The 16,323-nt window shown below is 72.2% G+C and carries 14 protein-coding genes and 1 pseudogene; 12 read left to right on the forward strand and 3 right to left on the reverse strand.

Translation table 11 applies throughout. The features are described 5' to 3' along the window. Positions 1-248, reverse strand: a 248-nt coding sequence (locus tag BL253_RS44630) for a hypothetical protein (protein ID WP_131831433.1), incomplete at its 3' end; no start/stop codon positions are given. 263 nt (positions 249-511) lie between these two features. Here BL253_RS44630 and BL253_RS02185 point away from each other — a divergent pair. The 8 genes from BL253_RS02185 (at position 512) to BL253_RS02220 (ending at position 8,309) form a co-directional block, all read left to right on the forward strand. Next, on the forward strand, positions 512-1,048 hold the full coding sequence (locus BL253_RS02185; RefSeq protein WP_076813144.1) for a DUF1697 domain-containing protein: 537 nt from the start codon (positions 512-514) through the stop codon (positions 1,046-1,048). 137 nt (positions 1,049-1,185) lie between these two features. After that, positions 1,186-2,130 carry a ribokinase gene (locus BL253_RS02190; RefSeq protein WP_076813146.1) on the forward strand — a complete coding sequence of 315 codons (945 nt, stop codon included), beginning with the start codon at positions 1,186-1,188 and terminating at the stop codon, positions 2,128-2,130. Positions 2,131-2,322: 192 nt separating this feature from the next. Continuing rightward, positions 2,323-3,165 carry a polysaccharide deacetylase family protein gene (locus BL253_RS02195; RefSeq protein ID WP_081437918.1) on the forward strand — a complete coding sequence of 281 codons (843 nt, stop codon included), beginning with the start codon at positions 2,323-2,325 and terminating at the stop codon, positions 3,163-3,165. A 915-nt stretch (positions 3,166-4,080) separates the two neighbouring features. Beyond that, the gene (locus BL253_RS02200) at positions 4,081-5,445 is read left to right on the forward strand and encodes an ATP-binding protein (RefSeq protein WP_241834436.1); all 1,365 of its coding nucleotides are present in this window, start codon (positions 4,081-4,083) and stop codon (positions 5,443-5,445) included. A 3-nt stretch (positions 5,446-5,448) separates the two neighbouring features. After that, positions 5,449-5,859 (forward strand): roadblock/LC7 domain-containing protein, encoded by a 411-nt coding sequence (locus BL253_RS02205; protein WP_076813150.1) that lies wholly within the window; start codon positions 5,449-5,451, stop codon positions 5,857-5,859. Continuing rightward, a complete protein-coding gene (locus tag BL253_RS02210) occupies positions 5,856-6,230 on the forward strand; it encodes a DUF742 domain-containing protein (RefSeq protein WP_076813151.1) in 375 nt (124 codons plus the stop codon). The genes BL253_RS02205 and BL253_RS02210 overlap by 4 nt, the downstream gene beginning before the upstream one ends. Further along, the gene (locus BL253_RS02215) at positions 6,211-6,855 is read left to right on the forward strand and encodes a GTP-binding protein (protein WP_076813153.1); all 645 of its coding nucleotides are present in this window, start codon (positions 6,211-6,213) and stop codon (positions 6,853-6,855) included. Before BL253_RS02210 ends, BL253_RS02215 begins: the two co-directional genes overlap by 20 nt. A 29-nt stretch (positions 6,856-6,884) precedes the next feature. After that, positions 6,885-8,309, forward strand: a complete 1,425-nt coding sequence (locus BL253_RS02220; RefSeq protein WP_241834437.1) for a cytochrome P450 — start codon at positions 6,885-6,887, stop codon at positions 8,307-8,309. Between the two features lie 79 nt (positions 8,310-8,388). Here BL253_RS02220 and BL253_RS02225 read toward each other — a convergent pair whose 3' ends face one another. Then, the gene (locus BL253_RS02225) at positions 8,389-9,369 is read right to left on the reverse strand and encodes a terpene synthase family protein (protein ID WP_241834438.1); all 981 of its coding nucleotides are present in this window, start codon (positions 9,367-9,369) and stop codon (positions 8,389-8,391) included. A gap of 1,136 nt (positions 9,370-10,505) precedes the next feature. Beyond that, positions 10,506-12,161, reverse strand: a complete 1,656-nt coding sequence (locus BL253_RS02235) for an aldehyde dehydrogenase family protein (RefSeq protein WP_241834439.1) — start codon at positions 12,159-12,161, stop codon at positions 10,506-10,508. A 576-nt stretch (positions 12,162-12,737) separates the two neighbouring features. Between BL253_RS02235 and BL253_RS02240 the strand changes: the two genes are divergently transcribed. The 4 genes and pseudogenes from BL253_RS02240 to BL253_RS45755 all read left to right on the forward strand — a co-directional run. Beyond that, positions 12,738-13,457, forward strand: coding sequence for a response regulator (locus tag BL253_RS02240; RefSeq protein WP_076813158.1), 720 nt, complete (start codon positions 12,738-12,740; stop codon positions 13,455-13,457). 336 nt (positions 13,458-13,793) lie between these two features. Continuing rightward, positions 13,794-14,222, forward strand: coding sequence for a hypothetical protein (locus BL253_RS02245; protein WP_241834440.1), 429 nt, complete (start codon positions 13,794-13,796; stop codon positions 14,220-14,222). Between the two features lie 99 nt (positions 14,223-14,321). Then, entirely contained in the window at positions 14,322-15,446 is a 1,125-nt protein-coding gene (gene cobU / locus BL253_RS02250; protein ID WP_241834441.1) for a bifunctional adenosylcobinamide kinase/adenosylcobinamide-phosphate guanylyltransferase, read from the forward strand. Between the two features lie 324 nt (positions 15,447-15,770). Next, a pseudogene (locus BL253_RS45755) lies at positions 15,771-16,211 on the forward strand (hypothetical protein); the annotation flags it as partial. Between the last annotated feature and the right edge of the window lie 112 nt (positions 16,212-16,323).

Here is a 16,323-nt window from a genome sequence, read left to right on the forward strand (position 1 = left end):
GCGACGAAGGCGCCCGCCGCGACGAAGGCGCCCGCCGCGACGAAGGCGCCCGCCGCGACGAAGGCGCCCGGCACGACTATGGCGATGAAGGCGCCCGGTGCCACCAAGGCGCCCGGTGCCACCAAGACGCCCGCCGCTACCAAGGCGACCAAAGCGGCTGGCGTGACCAAGGCGACCAAGGCGGCCGGCGCGACCGGTCCGGCCCCGGCGGCCGCGCGGAACAGCTCGGGCGCGGCGCGTGGCGTCACCCCGCCTCGGGGCGCCGCCGCGGTGGGCGAGGGGGGTTCGGCGTCGGCTGGCACCGGCTCGAAGCGGTCCGCGGCCCCGGGAGGCCCCGCAGGCTCCGCGGGCCCGGCCAACACGGGCGAACCCGCCGGCCAGGCTGGCGGAGCGGCTTCGGCGGCCGCGCCTCGGCCCGATGGGTCCGCGCGGATTCTGTCGGATCGGTGAACTAGCGGAGAGCGGGTGCCTCGTACTCGTAGAGTGCCGCGTGGGGGCCGGAAGGAGGCTGGTGACCACCTACGCGGCGCTGCTCCGCGGGATCAACGTCGGCGGTGTCAAGGTCGACATGGCCGACCTGCACGCCGTCTTCTCCGGGCTCGGGTATGCGGGGATCTCGACCTATCTGCGGACCGGCAACGTGCTGTTCGGCACCGAGGCACCCAGGTCGGCGCTCGCGGCGGACATCGAGACCCGCATTGATCGGGAGATCGGCGTGCGCACCACCGTCCTGCTCCGCAACCGGGACGAACTGGCCGCGCTGGCCGCTGGTAACCCGTTCCTGGACCGTGAGCCCGACCCCACCAAGTTGCATGTCACGTTCTTGGCGGAGCGGCCAGGCAAGTCCCTCGTCGCCGGGCTTGCCGCGCTCGCGGCCGAGGGCGAGGACGTCGTCGTCGTCGGGCGTGAGGTCTACCTGCACTGTCCGCACGGCTACGGCCGTACCAAGCTCAGCAACACCGCGATCGAGCGCCGCCTCGCGGTCATCGCCACCACGCGCAACTGGCGCACGGTCACGGCGCTGCGCGACCTCGCCACCGCGGCCTGACCACGCCGAGCCCGCGCCCGCGCTCGATCCCAGCCGCGTGGGCCGGATGAACGGGCCGGACGGCCGGGCCTTGAGAAGGCCACCGCATATGCCCGCCCAGGAGCCCAGGAGCCCAGGAGCCCAGGCGAGGATGAGGCGTGGCTGAGCGCGGGCGGGTCGTCGTCATTGGTTCCATCAACATGGACGTGGTGGTGACGGTGCCTCGGCTGCCAGCGCCCGGCGAGACGCTAGCCGGCGGCTCGGTACACCAGGTGCCCGGCGGCAAAGGCGCCAACCAGGCCGTGGCCGCGCGCCGGCTCGGTGCCCCGACGGTGCTCGTCGGGGCGGTCGGCGCCGACGGTTTCGGGACCGTGCTGTCCGGCTTCCTCGACGGCGAGCGCATCGACACGGCGTGGGTCCGGAGCGAGCGGGGCCCGTCGGGCACCGCGTTGATCACGGTGGTCGACGGCGGCGAGAACACCGTCATCGTGGTCGCCGGCGCCAACGCGGCGGTGAGCCCGGCGAGAGTGACCGACGCGGCGATCCGCCCGAGTGACGTCGTGCTGCTGCAGGGCGAGATCCCGGCCGAGACCAACGAGTCGGCCGCGCGCGCCGCCCGTGCCGCCGGCGCGACGACGATCCTCAATCTGGCGCCGTTTCGCGCGCCGAGCCGGGAGCTGCTCGCCGCCGTGGACGTTCTGGTCGTCAACGAGACCGAGTTCGCCCAGCTGGTGGGCCTCGGCGTCGGCGGGGGTGGCGCCGCGCCGGGGATCGAGGAGCTGCTGCGCTCCGGAGATCGGCTGGCCGCTCCGGACGGCGCGCCGCTCGGCGACGTGGTGGTGACCCTGGGAGCGGACGGTGCGCTGGCGCGGATCGGCGGCGAGGTGCTCGTGGTGCCCGGCCGGCGGGTGCCGGTGGTCGACACCACCGGTGCGGGCGACTGCTTCTGCGGGGCGCTCGGCGCGTCGCTGGCCATGGGGCTGGCCCCGGCTGAGGCCCTCGAACGGGCGAACGCCGCCGCCGGCCTGGCGGTCGGCCGGTTCGGGGCCGGCCCGTCCATGCCCACTGAGGCCGAGGTCGCCGAGGCGCTCAGCGCGGTCTGACCTCACCGCGCCATCGGCGGTCATCGTCGTCCGCCGGCCCGGGCGGTTCGATCCTCGCCCCTCTCGTCGCCGCCCTGTCCAGCATGATCGCTTTCCGTGTCGTTTTAGGCGCGCCGGGTGGTGAGATGAGGGGCTATTCGCGATAGCCATGGCACAGTGCGATACATGGTGACCGATTCGGTGACCGACCCGATGACTGCGTCTCGCGAGGCGGTGACCACCGCGGGCGGGCCGCGCGGCTCGGCGCGGCGGACGCTCGGCGGCGTCCCGGGGCTCCCTGCCGCCGCGGTGGCATCCTGGCCGGCCGTGGCGGGCGCCGCCCTCGTGGCGGGGCTGGGTTACGGGCTGCCCGCGGTGACGGCGCTACGCAAGGTCCGCGGCCGGCTCACCCCCGCCCTCGCCGGGTTCGGCGCCGCCGACCATGTGGCGCTGACCTTCGACGACGGGCCGGACCCGCGCTCCACACCCCGTTTCCTCGAGGTGCTCGAGGAGCTGGAGATCCGTGCGACCTTCTTCGTCCTTGGTGACGCGGTCAGCCGCGCGCCGGGGCTCGTCGTCGACATGGCCGCGGCCGGGCACGAGCTGRCCATCCACGGCTGGGACCGCAAGCCGATGCTGCTGCGCGGCCCGCTGTCCACCTACGACCAGCTCGCCCGCACCCACGAGCTGGTCGCCGCGGCGGCCGGCCGCCCGCCCCGGTTCGTCCGACCGCCGCACGGCATCCTGTCGGCGGCGGTGCTCGGCGCCGCCCGCCGCCTGGAGCTGACCCCGGTGCTCTGGACGGCGCGCGGACGCGACTGGGAGGCGGGCGCGACGCCGTTGTCCGTCCTGGCCGCCGTCGGGCCTGACCTGCGCGGCGGCGCCACGATCCTGCTGCACGACAGCGACCGCGCCGGCGTCCCCGGCGCGTGGCACAGCGCGCTGGGCGCGCTGCCCGAGCTCGCCTGCCGGTGCGCGGACGCGTCCCTGCGCCTCGGCCCGCTCGCCGAGCACGGACTGCCCGGCCACCCGCCACCCGCACGGGTCTCGCGATAGCTCAGGTCTCGGGGCAGAGCGGGCACGACGGAAAGTCGCCGCGGGTGTTCGTGACCTGCGCGGATCGCGGCTCATGGCATCGAAGCCCCTCGGCGCCACCTCTCCCGCGGCTCTGGTCGTAGCGACCAGGCGGTCCAGCACTCGTGGGAGTTCCTTCGGGTGGAGGCGCGTCGCGCGGTTCAGGACGCCTCGCTCGTCCACCCTCCGTAAACGCCTTCATGCCGGCGTCCCTATCTCCCGCGAACTCGTCGTACAAATCAGCGGCGACAGCCGCGGCCGCCTTCCGGGGCAGTCAGGTGATCCGGCACTTCTGCCCGCCGCCGGGTAGACGGCCGTGTAGACGCAGATGAACCGCTGGGTACCCGTGCTGAAGTGCGAATTCACATAAATGACTCACGGGATCGGGGCGCCACGCCCTGAGTGGGTTGGCCGGGAGCGTGCTTCGGCGAGTGTCAATCCGACCCGTCGAAGTGGTGATTCATATCACATGATGGATCCTCTGGTCCGCGGCGGATCCCTCCGGCGCGGCCCGGCGCATCCGGGGGTGGACGCTTTTCCGACGCATCCGCGGCCTGCGATAACGTCAGACCCGTCCGGAGAGATATCGGAACCGCCGTATTCGAACTGAGCAAGGTGGCCGCGTGCCCAGTCAGGACATCGCCGTCGGGCCCTCGGCGGCGCGTGAGTCTCTCCGCGGGCCGCGCCCGTGACTTCTCTCCTTGTCCCCGTCGGTCACCGACACACGCCCACGATCAGACCAAGGTTCTGCGAATGAAACGCAAGCGACCGTCACCTCGTGGTTCGGAAGGCGGCTCTTCCGTCGTCTTCGGTGCCCTGGTAGCAGCAGCTCTAACCGCGCTCTGTACGGTGGCCGCGGTCCTTCTCGTCGCTCCGCGCGCCCGGGGCGCCGTTATCGTGTGCGGCCTCGTCGGGGCGGTCGCGGTCGGCCTGGCCTGCGCCGAGATTCGCCGCCGCGGGCACGAGATCGTCCAGCTGCGCCGTCGGCAGGCCGCCACCGAGCACGAGCTCGTGCGCCGGCTGGAGATGCAGGAGGCCGAGACCAGCCGCCTCGCCGTCGAGGTGCTGCCCGCCGCGATCAGCCGGCTGCACCGCGGCGACTCGGTCGAGGAGGCGCTGTCCGGCTCGAGCCAGTCGCCCGTCCTCGGCGCCGCCTTTGTCAAGGCGCATGACGACGTGGTCCGCTCGGTCCTCGAAGCGGTCAAGGCGGAAGAGGACCTGCGCGACTCCTCGCAGCGCGCGTTCGTCAACGTCGCCCGCCGTGTCCAGGCCATCGTGCACCAGCAGTTCCAGGATCTGCGCGAGATGGAGGAGCGGCACGGCGGGAGCCCCGACGTCTTCGACGACCTGCTCCGCCTCGACCACGGCACCGCGCTGATCGGCCGGCTCGCCGACTCGCTCGCCGTGCTCGGCGGATCCCGCCCCGGCCGGCAGTGGCAGCAGCCGGTGCCGCTGTTCAACGTGCTGCGCGGCGCGATGTCCCGGATCACCGACTTCCAGCGCGTCGAACTGCACTCGGTGGTCGAGCTCGCCATCGCGGGACCCACCGTCGAACCGCTCATCCACGCGCTCGCCGAGCTGCTGGACAACGCCACCCGGTACTCGCCGCCGCAGACCCGCGTGCACATGACCGCGGTCGAGGTGCAGTCCGGGATCGCGGTCGAGATCGAGGACGGCGGCGTCGGCCTCGGCGAGGAGGCCCGGCTGCGCGCCGAGCGGGTGCTCGCCGAGGTCAGGTCGGGCCTCGACCTCGCCGACCTCGGCGAGAACCCGCGCCTGGGCCTGTCCGTGGTCGGCCGGCTCGCGCAGACCCACCGCTTCGGGGTCTCGCTGCGGCCCTCGGCGTACGGCGGCGTGCGCGCTGTGCTGATCATTCCGCGCGACCTGGCCACCGCCGTGCCGCTGTCCGCGGCCGACCCGGGCGCCGCGGTCCGGGCGGACCTGAACAAGCCGATGCCCGCCATCGCCCTGCAGCCGGAGGAGCCGCAGAACATCGGGATCAACAAGAACGGCCTTCCGCAGCGCAGGCGCGCCACCACCGCCCCGCTCGACGGAAGCCAGAGCCAGCGGAGCCTGGCCGCGCCGCTCCCACCGCGGCCCGCCGCCCCGTCCCCGCCCATGTCGAGTGAGGCATTCGCTCCCGCCGCGCCGCCCCCGCCACCGGGACTGTGGCTCGCCGCGTTCCAGAACGCGGTCTCCGGCGAGGGCGCGAGCACCGAGCACGCTGTGACTGACGATGCGTCGAGCAAGGAAGGCGAGTAGTCGATGGACCACCTGCGGCCCAGCATGGACTGGATGCTCAAGGACCTTGCGGAGAGCGTGCCAGGCACCCGGCATGTCATCGTCCTGACCGCGGACGGCCTGCGCATGGCCCAATACAACACGGATGTGGACACCGCCGACCGGCTCGCGGCCGCGTGCGCCGGGCTGCAGAGCCTGTCCGCCGCCGTCGGCGCGGAGTTCCCGCGGGGGGACAAGCGGATGCGGCTCGTGGTGATCGAGGTGGGCGGAGGGTTCTTCTACCTCATGGCGGCCGGCGCGGGCGCCTACCTCGCGGTGCTGGCCGACGAGGGGGTGGACGCGGGGTTGATGGGGCAGCAGATGCGCAACCTGGTCGCACGCATCGGTGAGCACCTCACCAGTCCGCCGCGGATGGAGGAGAGGACCGCCGGGTGACCCCACCCCCGATCAACGACGCGCCCTCCGCCTGGGAACAGGGCGGTCCCGAGCGCCTGTACATCCTTACGGGCGGGCGCGGCGCCTCGGGCCGCCGGGCCGACATCGACCTGATCACCCTTGTGGTGGCGCGGGCCMCGGCCCAGCCGGAGATGCAGCCGGAACACGCGTCCATCCTGCGCATGTGCCACTGGCCCCTGTCCATGGCGGAGATCTCCGCGTACCTCAGGCTGCCGTTCAGCGTGGTCGCCATCCTGGTCTCCGACCTGCTCAGGGACTCGCTCGTCGAGGTGCGCGCCTCGGTACGCATGGACAGAATCGGCGATCCTGAACTGCTCAAGGCGGTGATGAATGGACTCCAGAGGCTCTGAGCTGGCGGTTGGACCGGCGCGCGAGGACGCGCTGCCCGCCTCGGCCGCCACCGCGGTCAAGATCGTCGTGGTCGGCGGATTCGGCGTCGGCAAGACGACCCTGGTCGGCTCCGTCAGCGAGATCAGGCCGCTGACGACCGAGGAGACGATGACCGAGGTCAGCGTCGGCGTGGACGACGTCCGCGGGGTCGAGCGGAAGGACGCGACGACCGTGGCCATGGACTTCGGTCGGATCAGCATCAACGAGCAACTGGTGCTCTACCTGTTCGGTACGCCCGGACAACAGCGCTTCTGGTTTCTGTGGACCGGCCTGTTCGAGGGAGCGCTTGGCGCGGTCGTGCTGGTCGACACCCGGCGGCTCGAGGCCAGCTTCGACGTCATCGGGCGGCTCGAGGCAGGCGGCGTCCCGTTCATCGTGGCCGTCAACGTCTTCCCGGACGCCCCGGCCCACCCGTTGGAGGACGTGCGCGCCGCGCTGGATCTGCCGGCCGCCGTGCCGATCGTCTCGTGCGACGCGCGCAGCCGGGCCTCGAGCCGGGACACCCTGCTGGCCCTCATGCGCTACCTGTACCGGCTGTCCACCCAATCCGCGGCCCCGGTGGCCGCCTCAGCCGCCACGGAGTAAGCGTGTCAACAGCCATACCCGAATCAGGCGTGGAACCAGGCGCCGCGATCCCGCCGCCGGGGGGTCCGGCGCGCGAGGCCTTCACGCGGGGTGCCGCACTGACCGCGCTCTACGGCCCGGAAGCACGGCACGATCCCGGCGCGGTCTACGAGAAGCTCCGCGCGGAACACGGCGGGATCGCCCCGGTGGAACTCGAGGGGGGCGTCCCGGCCTGGCTGGTGCTCGGCTACCGGGAGAACATGGAGGTCGCGCGCACCCCGAGCCGGTTCACCCGGGACGCCCGGCTCTGGCGGGACTGGAACGAGGGCAGGATCGCCGCGGACGACCCGCTGCTTCAGCTCATCGGATGGCGTCCCGACGTCGTGTCCTACGACGGCGAGGAGCATCGACGGCTGCGCGCCGCGGTCAACGAGTGCCTGACCAGGTTCGACCGGCAGGGCACCCGGCGGCACGTGCAGCGTTACGCGAACCAGCTGATCGACGGCTTCGTCGAGGACGGCCGCGCGGACCTGGTGACCCAGTTCGCCGCGTACCTGCCGATGCTCGTGCTGAGCCGGCTGGTCGGCCTGAGCGAGGGGTACGGCCGGAAACTGGTCGAGGCCATCGTCGGCATGCTCAGCGGCGGCGAGGAGGCGTACGGGCACAACCAGTACATCATCGCGACCCTGCGGTCGCTGACCGAGGCGCGGCGCAGGTCGCCCGCGCACGACCTGGCGTCCTGGTTCATCCAGCACCCCTCGGGGCTGAACGACGAAGAGGTGCTCAACCACCTGCGTGTGGTGATCGTGCTGGGCTACGAGACCACGACGAACCTGGTCTCGAACACGCTGCGGATGGTGCTGACCGACCCCCGCTTCCGCGCGTCGCTCACCGGCGGGCTCATGACGTTGCCGGACGCGGTCGAGCAGATGCTGTGGGATGATCCGCCGCTGCTGGTCTGCCCGGCGCGGTTCGCCACGCACGACATGCACTTCGCCGGCAAGGAGATCCGCGAGGGCGACATGCTGCTGCTCGGCATCGCGGCGGGCAACGCGGATCCAGGGATCCGTCCGGATCCCGGCGCGCCGGTGCACGGCAACCGCTCGCACCTGGCGTTCAGCCGGGGCCCGCACGAGTGCTCGGGACAGGAGATCGCCCGCGCCATCACCGACACGGGCGTCGACGTGTTGCTCAACCGGCTGCCCGACCTGCGCCTCACGGTGCCGGAGGACCAGCTGACCTGGACCGCCTCGACCTGGTCCCGGCACCTTGACGCGCTCCCGGTCACGTTCGCTCCGCAGCGCCGCTCCGCCCCGCTGGCCGCGCCAGCCGCCCGGGCGGCCTCCGCCCCGGTCGAACCGAGCGCCGCGAGGGACGCGCTGGCGGCGGTGGCCGAGGCCGAGACACAGGCCGAGGCGGAGACCCGCGGTGGCTTCCGGGCCTCGCTGGTCGGCCTGTTCCGCCGTCGGCGCTAGGGGTCTCGTGGTCGGTTGACGCGCGGCGCGGTGGTGCCCGGGGACGATGCCCGGGCACCACCTTTCCTCCGGCGCGCCGTCAGGCCGCCTGCGGCGAGGTCAGCATGCGAGAGATCTCCTCGCGCGGCGGATCGGTGTCCATCAGCAACTCGTTGGCGGCGGCCCAGGCCTGGTAACCCCAGTTCCAGTCATCGACGATCCTCGCGCCCATCCGCGCCTGGGCGCGTTCCGCGTCGGTGAACCCCAACACGTCGCACGCCGTGTCAAGGCGCTGCTTGGTGGTGTGCATCGACCGGTCGAGTGCCCGCATCTCCTGCTCGCAGCGGGCTCTCGCCTCCTGCCAATCGCAGCCGTCCTGGTCCTGGATGATCGTGATCATGTTGCGCGGGTCGTCACGCTGCGCGTCGCGGACCGAGGAGTAGACGTCGTTGCAGTACACGATGATGTCGCTGGCCAGCTTGCGCAGCAGTCGCAACTGGGTGCAGTGGTGGATGCGCGGCGGCAGGTAGGTGTAGTTCACCTTCTCGCCGAGCACCAGGCACAGCGGCACCGCGCCGTTTCCCAGGCGTAGTTCAAGGTACTCCTCGACCGTCGTGTCCAGCCGCTGGTCCCGCATCGCCGCGTACATGGCCTGCGTGTTGAAATACCATTCCCAGTGCTCGCTGGCCCGAGCCACCCACTGGTCCGGCGAACTGATGATCTGCCGTGTCCACAGATCATTGAAGATCGTCCCCATGTGGGACTTCGGGGGTCTCCCGTAGAGAATCCCGGTCAGCTCCGCACTGATGATGTTGATGCGGCTGATGTCCGCTGCCAGGTCGTCGGTGAAGTCGTCGTAGATCCGGAAGAAGCTGCTGATGTCGTAGGCGAGTTCCAACTCCGGCAGCGGGGCCAGGGGGTACACCCAGGCCGAGAGTGTGGCGTACCTCTCAGTCCGGGGGGTGTAGACCTGGAAGCGGGTGAGCCATTCGACGGTGTGCGCCAGGGCTTCGGCGGCGTTCCTGTTCGGCTGCCAGGAGCGCGCGGCTTCGTGCACTGTGAGGATCTGCTCGCCATTCATTGCGTCTTGGCCTGTCTCCTGGTTAAGAATGGTGATCACGGATCGCTCTCGCGTTTCTGGGGTACGGCGTCGGGCGCTCCTGGAGTCACGGGGGCTGCGGGCCGCTCCAAGGAGGCGCACAGGGCTGGGGGAAGAGTCGTAATCGCAGGTCAGAGTGCTCCCAACAATCTTCGCGACGATGGTCGGGAGAAGCTGATGCGGGCGGCGGTGAAGACTTCGACGCGATTTCGGTGACAGGGTGTGACGATCAAGCTGGTGTAATGATGGCGGGCGACATCCGGTCAAAGTGACAGACCGTGACCGGAGAAGGGTGCCCGCACAGGCTAAGGAGTCACCCAGCAGGGACGGGATTGTTGAAGTCACGTCCCCGGACCCGGGACGCTCCTCTGCATACCTATTGTGTCCGATCTCGCGGTCGCAGACCACGAAATGCGGCAAAGCCAGGCCCCTTCTCGGCAGGCGCCGCGGAACCCGGCGAAGACGCCGCGTGAGAAGTCGCACCCAGCTCTCGGCAACGAGAAGGCGGAGCGGACGTGCCGACCAGGACGCCATCGTCGGACCGGCTGATCCGTACCGGGACATGGTCGTCAACGCCTTGGCGGCCCATCTGGCCGCGTACCCGTCGGCGCTGGTCGAGGCCGACGAGTACTCGCGGCGGAGTGAAGGGCGCGAAGCCGCGGCGGGTACAGGACCGTCCGCCGTGGGCGGAGTCGCGTAAGGGCGCCATCGTCCGCGCCGGGACGTTCACCAAGGCGCGGAACGACACCGTGGCGCGGGCCGAGTCGGCGCTACGGGAGGGCGCGGCCAAGGAGAAGAGGTCCCGGCAGGACGACCTGGCGGGGCGGTACGAGGCGGTGGCCGACCGGCCTGCCGGCGACGCCGACTTCCACGAGATCCGCCACTTCTACGCGGGCCTCCTGATCGCGGCGGGCGCGAACGTGAAGGTCGTCCAGGCTCGCCTCGGCCACAGGTCCGCCGTCGAGACCTTTGATACGTACGGTCACCTCTGGCCGGACAGCGAGGAACGACACCCGGAAGGCCGTCGACGCGGTCCTGGGAGGCCTCCCCGGCGCTGCGACGGTCCAGGGACGGTCCAGCACGGGGGGAGCCAGCCGCCAGAGTTCCTGTGCCGCAGGCTATGTCTCCGGGTACAGCGAGTACGACGGGAAGTTGCCGTAGAGGCGCTCGCCGGGGTCGGGGGCGACGGTGACGGCGTGGACGAGGTGCTCGCCGCCGACGAAGGCGCCCTTCCAGGAGGCGCCCCGGCCGCCGAACGGCTCCGCCCGGTCCCCGCGCGAGCGCGGCCGGTTGACGCCGATCTTGAACGCGGCGAGTTCGGCGGACATCCGGTGGGCGTTGTCCTCGTCGTCGCAGGCGAGCGACGCGACGAGCGCGCCGTTCGAGGCGTTCATCGCGGCCAGCAGCTCGGCCTCCGAGTCGACCACCACGATCGTGTCCACCGGGCCGAACGGTTCGGCGTGGTGCAGCGCGCACGAGGTCGGCGGGGACAGGATCGCCGTCGGCGCCGCGTAGGCGGAGGTGTCCTGGCCGGGCAGGAACCGGCCGTCGGCGAGGTTGCCGCGAAAGAGCGGGACGCCGCCCTTGGCGATGGCCTCCTCGACCCGCCCGGAGAGCTCCGCGGCCTTGACCGCGTTGATCAGTGGCCCGAAGTCGAGGTCCGGCAGCGGTTCGTCGTCGGCGGTGACCGCCAGCGGGTGGCCGAAGCGGACGGACTCCACGACCGGCAGGTACATCTTCAGGAACTCGTCGAACAGCTGCCGCTGGACGACGTAGCGCGGGTAGGCGGTGCACCGCTGCTTGGCGTACTCGAAACCCTTGCGGACGTGCCCGGCGAGCAGATCCCACTGGGAGAACTCCCAGATGCCCCAGGCGTTGAGGCCCTCCTGCTCCAGGAAGTGCCGTTTGCCGGTGTCGCAGAGCGCCGCGGCGACCTGGCCGCCGGCCGAGCGGCCCCCGACGAACGCGAGCGCCCCGATCTCCGGTGCCCGCACCAGGGCGCTCGACAGCCGCGAGCCGGGACCGGAGACGAGGGAGAGCGGCAGCCCCTCGCGGCGGGCGAGGGCGCAGGCCAGCGTGAGGCAGGCGGCGCCCCCGTCGGTCGGGGTCTTGGCGATCGCCGCGTTGCCGGCGAGCACCTGCACCAGCATCGCGTGCATGAGCACGCTCATCGGGTAGTTCCAGCTGGCGATGTTGCTGACCGGCCCGGGCAGCGGCGCGCGGTCGGCGAGCATCGGATCGATCTCGTCGAGATACCAGCGGACGCCGTCGATGGCCCGGTCGACGTCGGTCCTCGCCAGCCGCCACGGCTTGCCGATCTCCCAGACCAGCAGCAGGGCGAGCGTGTCGCGGTGCGCGTCGAGCGCGTCGACGGCGGCGGTGACCCGGGCGCGCCGCTCGGCCAGGGGCACGTCCCGCCAGCGCCGGTGCTCCTCGCACGCCGCTCCGATCGCCTCGCGGGCCTCGTCGAGCTCGATCATCGGCGGGCCGGCGATGGAGGAGCCGTCGACGGGCGAGACGCTGTGCGCCAGCGGCACCCCCGACACCCGCCAGCGGCCGCCCCACAGGTTGAGCAGGCGATCGTCGCCGAACGCCTCCGGCGCCGCGTCGCTGGCGCGCGCGAACGCGTCCGCCCACGCGGTGCCGGGTGCCTGGCGCAGGGCGGAAGCCTGGCCGGCGACGAGCCGCCCGTCGGCGGTACTGGCGGCCGGCCCGCCGCTGGCGGCTGGGTTGTCGGCGCCGCTGACGCGGCTGGTCCGGGCGGCGGTAACCATACCCGCAGGGTGCGCCACCGTTCGTTGGTTCGCCAGCCAATGCCTTTACGCTGATCACCCCGCCGGGTACGCGAATCACCCCCGACGGGCGAGCATGGCCTGGCGAGCCGAAGGGGAAATCGGCCGTCGATATCTCAAAGCGTCCTAAGAAAAATCGTCGAGAACGGGTGGGCGACGCGGAGGCCGGGTGTGCTTTCTGTCTGACCGCTCGGTCCACAGCGGTGCGTGAGCTGGTAGGAACGGTCCCGGTCCAGCGTGGTCCGATGGTGGGCCTCGCCCCCGCGCGGTGGCGGCGAAGCCTGGTCGAGGCCTCGACGCCGGCTATCCGATGCGCGTCCCATCTGTTCACTCTTGCGCCAAAAAGGAACCTTGACGGGGGTACCATTCGGGCATGTCGGGTTCGTTGGGCCTCGTCAGGGATCGACCTTCGGTCTCCCGGCGCCGCGCGCCGCGCGGCCCGATGCAACCGCTAGTACGTGCCTCATCACGTAGAGTGGGCGGGTACCTGAACCGCTATTCGCCGGTAGTCCTATTAGTTACTTCCGAACGATCCGTTCATAGATTTCCGGGTGTGTGATGACGGCCAGTGTCGTTCCGCCGTCGGCTGCTGCCGCGGCCGACCCGATCCGGGACATGACTCCGATCCGGGTCCTCGTGGTGGACGACCATGAGCTGTTCCTACAGGGCCTGCAGACCGTTCTTGAGATAGAGGACGACATCAGTGTCGTCGGCCGCGCCGGTGATGGGCAGGCGGCGGTTTCCCTGGCCACCGGCACGACGCCCGACATCGTGCTCATGGACGTCCGGATGCCGCTGCGGGACGGGATCGCGGCGACGGGCGCGGTCAAGCGGGCAGTCCCTGGCGTGAAGATCGTGATGCTGACCGTCTCCGACGAGGAGAACGACCTCTTCGAGGCGATCAAGGCCGGCGCCGTCGGTTACCTGCTCAAGTCGATCCCGCCGCACGAGGTCGCCGACGCCGTCCGGGCGGTACACCACGGGCAGAGCCTCATCAGCCCGTCGATGGCCTCCAAGCTGATGGCCGAGTTCGCGAGCATCGCGCGCGGCACCGAGGACCGGCCGCGCCTGCACACGCCCCACCTGACCGCGCGTGAGCTGGAAGTGCTCAAGCTCGTCGCCGAGGGCAGGGCGAACCGGGAGATCGCTCGCAAGCTCTTCATCAGCGAGAACACCGTCAAGAACCATGTGCGCAACATCCTGGACAAACTCCAGCTGCACTCCCGCATGGAGGCCGTCATGTACGCCGTCCGCCAGGGCCTTTTCGATATCGAATAAGACGATCGCCTCGCGCCCGCCGTCGGACGCCGAGTGCTCTCCCGCACGGAGCTCGGCCCAGGGTTCGCGGCCGTCGGTCGCCCGGCTCCGGGTCGATTCGGTCGCACGGCTCCGGGTCGATGAGGTGGCTGGGTCGCRCGAGCACTGACGGGCCGCCGCCAACGTCCGCTGGCGCGCCGCCGTCGATATCGGTGTCGCTCGCGCGGGTGCTCGGTTTCCTGCGATGCGGATGGTGGGTCGCGTGGGGTGTCGCCCGGCGGCCGAGCGTGCCACGATGCGGAAGGCGATGAGAGCGGGACCGTCAGCGACGGAACGTGCCGGGCTGGAGGTGGTGCGGTGAACGTGGCCCGGGCGCGGCGAGCGGCGGGAACGACCAGGACGGCCGTGTCGACGGCGACCACGGCGCTGTCGGTCGTGACGGCGGCCGCTGTCGTGGGATCCGCCGCGGCGGTCGTGGCGACGGCCAGGATCGCGACGGCCGTCGCCTCGAGTGCGGCCTCCGCGGCGTCGGCCGCGGCGGCGTCCGCCTCGTCGGTGGCCGCGTCGGCCACGGCGGATGTCATGTCCGTCACCGCGGCGAACGCCGCGAACGCGGCGGCGACCACGGTGGCGGCGGCGACCACGGCCATCGCCTCGGCGGCGCTGGCGGTCCGGGCCCGAGGCCGCACGGCACCCCAGGCAGCGGGCATCCTGGACAGCCGTGAGAGCCACGCGACGCGTTCTGAACTTCCGGCCGGTAGGCCGCCCCGTCTCGGCCACGGGTGAGACGGGCTCGGCTACTGGCGGGATCCCCTCGGCCATAGGCAGGCTTTTCCCGAACGACGAGGCTGCCTGGCCGGGTCCGTCCCCGCTGGGCGGCGGCCGGTGGCGGGGCTGATGGCCGTCGTCGTGCTGGCCGACGGCCGCGCCACCGCCACCGCCACCACCACCACCACCGCCGTCACCGTCACCGCGGCCGGCCGGGACGAGGAGGACGACGCCGGCGAGCCGCGAGGCCCGGTGGGCGTCCTGGTGGACGACCCGCGGTGCGGCCGGCTGCTCCTCGACTGCGGCGCCGGGGTCGCCACCAGGGCCGCGTTCGCCGGGGTCTCCCTGGCCGGGGCGCGAGTGCTGCCCACCGGCCGTGGCCCGGACCGGTTGGACCCGGACCTCCCCACCGAGGTGGTGCCTGGCCGCCAGGAGGCGGCGCCGCCGGGCGTGCGGATGCTTCCCGCGGGCGGCGGCGAGGTCGTCCTGCTGGTGGAGACGAGCCGCGGCGTGCTGCTGCACTGCCCAGCCTCCGGGCCTCTGCCCGAGGGCACCGTCGCCGCGCTGCCCTCGCGGGTGATCCTCACCGTTCCGCTCGCGCCGGTGGTGCGCGACCAGCTGGCTGGCGTCACGGTGCTCGTGCCGCCGGCGGCGGGGCGGCGGGTCCTGGTCACCGGCGGCGCCCGGTCCGGAAAGTCGGAGCTGGCCGAGCGGATGCTCGCCGGCAGCGAGCGAGTCGTCTATCTGGCGACGGGCGGGGTCCCATCGTCGGAGGACACCGAATGGTCGGCGCGGGTGGCCCAGCACCGCCGCAGGCGACCGGCCAGCTGGTCGACGGTCGAGACCGCGGACGCCGCCGCGGTCCTCGTGTCCGCCGGTGAGGTACCCGCTGTCCTGTTCGACTGCGTCGGCACCTGGCTCACGGCGGCCATGGATGCCGCCGGGATCTGGGTCCTGGACGAGGGCGCGGACGCCCACGGAGACGCGACGGCGACCAGCGCGCGGGCCCGCCGCACCGCCGACGCGGCGCTCGCGCGGGCGGTGGATGCCCTGCTGGAGGCCTGGACGGCGACCGAGGGGCGCGTCGTCGCCGTGACCAACGAGGTCGGTTCGGGGGTCGTGCCCTCGACGGCCGCGGGCCGCCGGTTCCGCGACGAGCTGGGCCGGCTCAACGCCCGGCTCGCCGCCGTGGCTGACGAGGTCTGGCTCTGCACGGCCGGTATCGGGCAGCGCATCCGCTGACTTCACCCCCTTCTTCGGGAGTGTCGGTCTTGGGTACCTACCGTGGATGAGGCAGGATGATCAGAGCGATACCTGGCGCGGAGCCCGCGTATGTCCGCGGGAACCCTTTGAACGTCGACAACCGTCGAAGAAACGGGCGACAAAGGAGGATCCGGCCATGACGACACCGGGCGGCGGTGCCGGCGGCGAAAGCCGCCACGGCGATGGTGGTTTCGGCGAGCGTGATTACGATGATCCCGGCTACGCCGAGCAGGGGAACGACCCCTCCGGCTACGAAGGACGCGGCTACGCCGATCCGAGCTACGCCGATCCCAGCTATGCCGATCCCGGCTATGCCGATCCCAGCTACGCGGACCCCGGCTACGCCGATCCCGGCTACGCCGATCCCGGCTACGAAGGACGCGGCTACCCCGACGAGACCCCGGCGCCGTTCCCCGGAGTACCCGACGCTGCGGCCGGCCCCGCACAGCCCAGGGCCTCCGGGTGGCCCCAGGCCGGGCACGCGCCGCCGCGGCCGGGAAACGCCGGCGGTTCCCACGACCGGCGCCGCCCAGGCCGGCCCGGCGACGCGCCACCCGACCCCCCCTACGGCCACCAGGCCACGCCGGGCGGCGTCCAGGACGTCGGGATGGACGCCCTGCTGGCGAACAGCGAGCCCTACGGGCGAGAGCCACGCCGACCGCGCCGCGGATGGCGTGGGGTGCCGGACCCGCGCGGCGCCGCCGCGCCCACCGAGCCGAGGGCCGGGGCCGGGGCCGCCGGTGAGCCGCGGACCACGTCGACCCGGCCCGTGCCGGGCCCGACGCAGCCCCCGCCCGGCGCGGGGACCTTCGGCCGCAGGGTGGGCCACGGCGTGACGCAGGGCGTCGGCCAGAGC

This window comes from Pseudofrankia asymbiotica (genome assembly GCF_001983105.1).
GTDB classification, from domain to species: Bacteria; Actinomycetota; Actinomycetes; order Frankiales; family Frankiaceae; genus Pseudofrankia; species Pseudofrankia asymbiotica.

Coding starts and splice junctions, on each gene's coding strand:
- BL253_RS02205 (WP_076813150.1), top strand. CDS start 5,449: ATGGACCACCTGCGGCCCAGCATGGACTGGATGCTCAAGGACCTTGCG.
- BL253_RS02225 (WP_241834438.1), bottom strand. CDS start 9,369: ATGAATGGCGAGCAGATCCTCACAGTGCACGAAGCCGCGCGCTCCTGG.
- BL253_RS02235 (WP_241834439.1), bottom strand. CDS start 12,161: ATGGTTACCGCCGCCCGGACCAGCCGCGTCAGCGGCGCCGACAACCCA.
- BL253_RS02240 (WP_076813158.1), top strand. CDS start 12,738: ATGACGGCCAGTGTCGTTCCGCCGTCGGCTGCTGCCGCGGCCGACCCG.
- BL253_RS02215 (WP_076813153.1), top strand. CDS start 6,211: ATGGACTCCAGAGGCTCTGAGCTGGCGGTTGGACCGGCGCGCGAGGAC.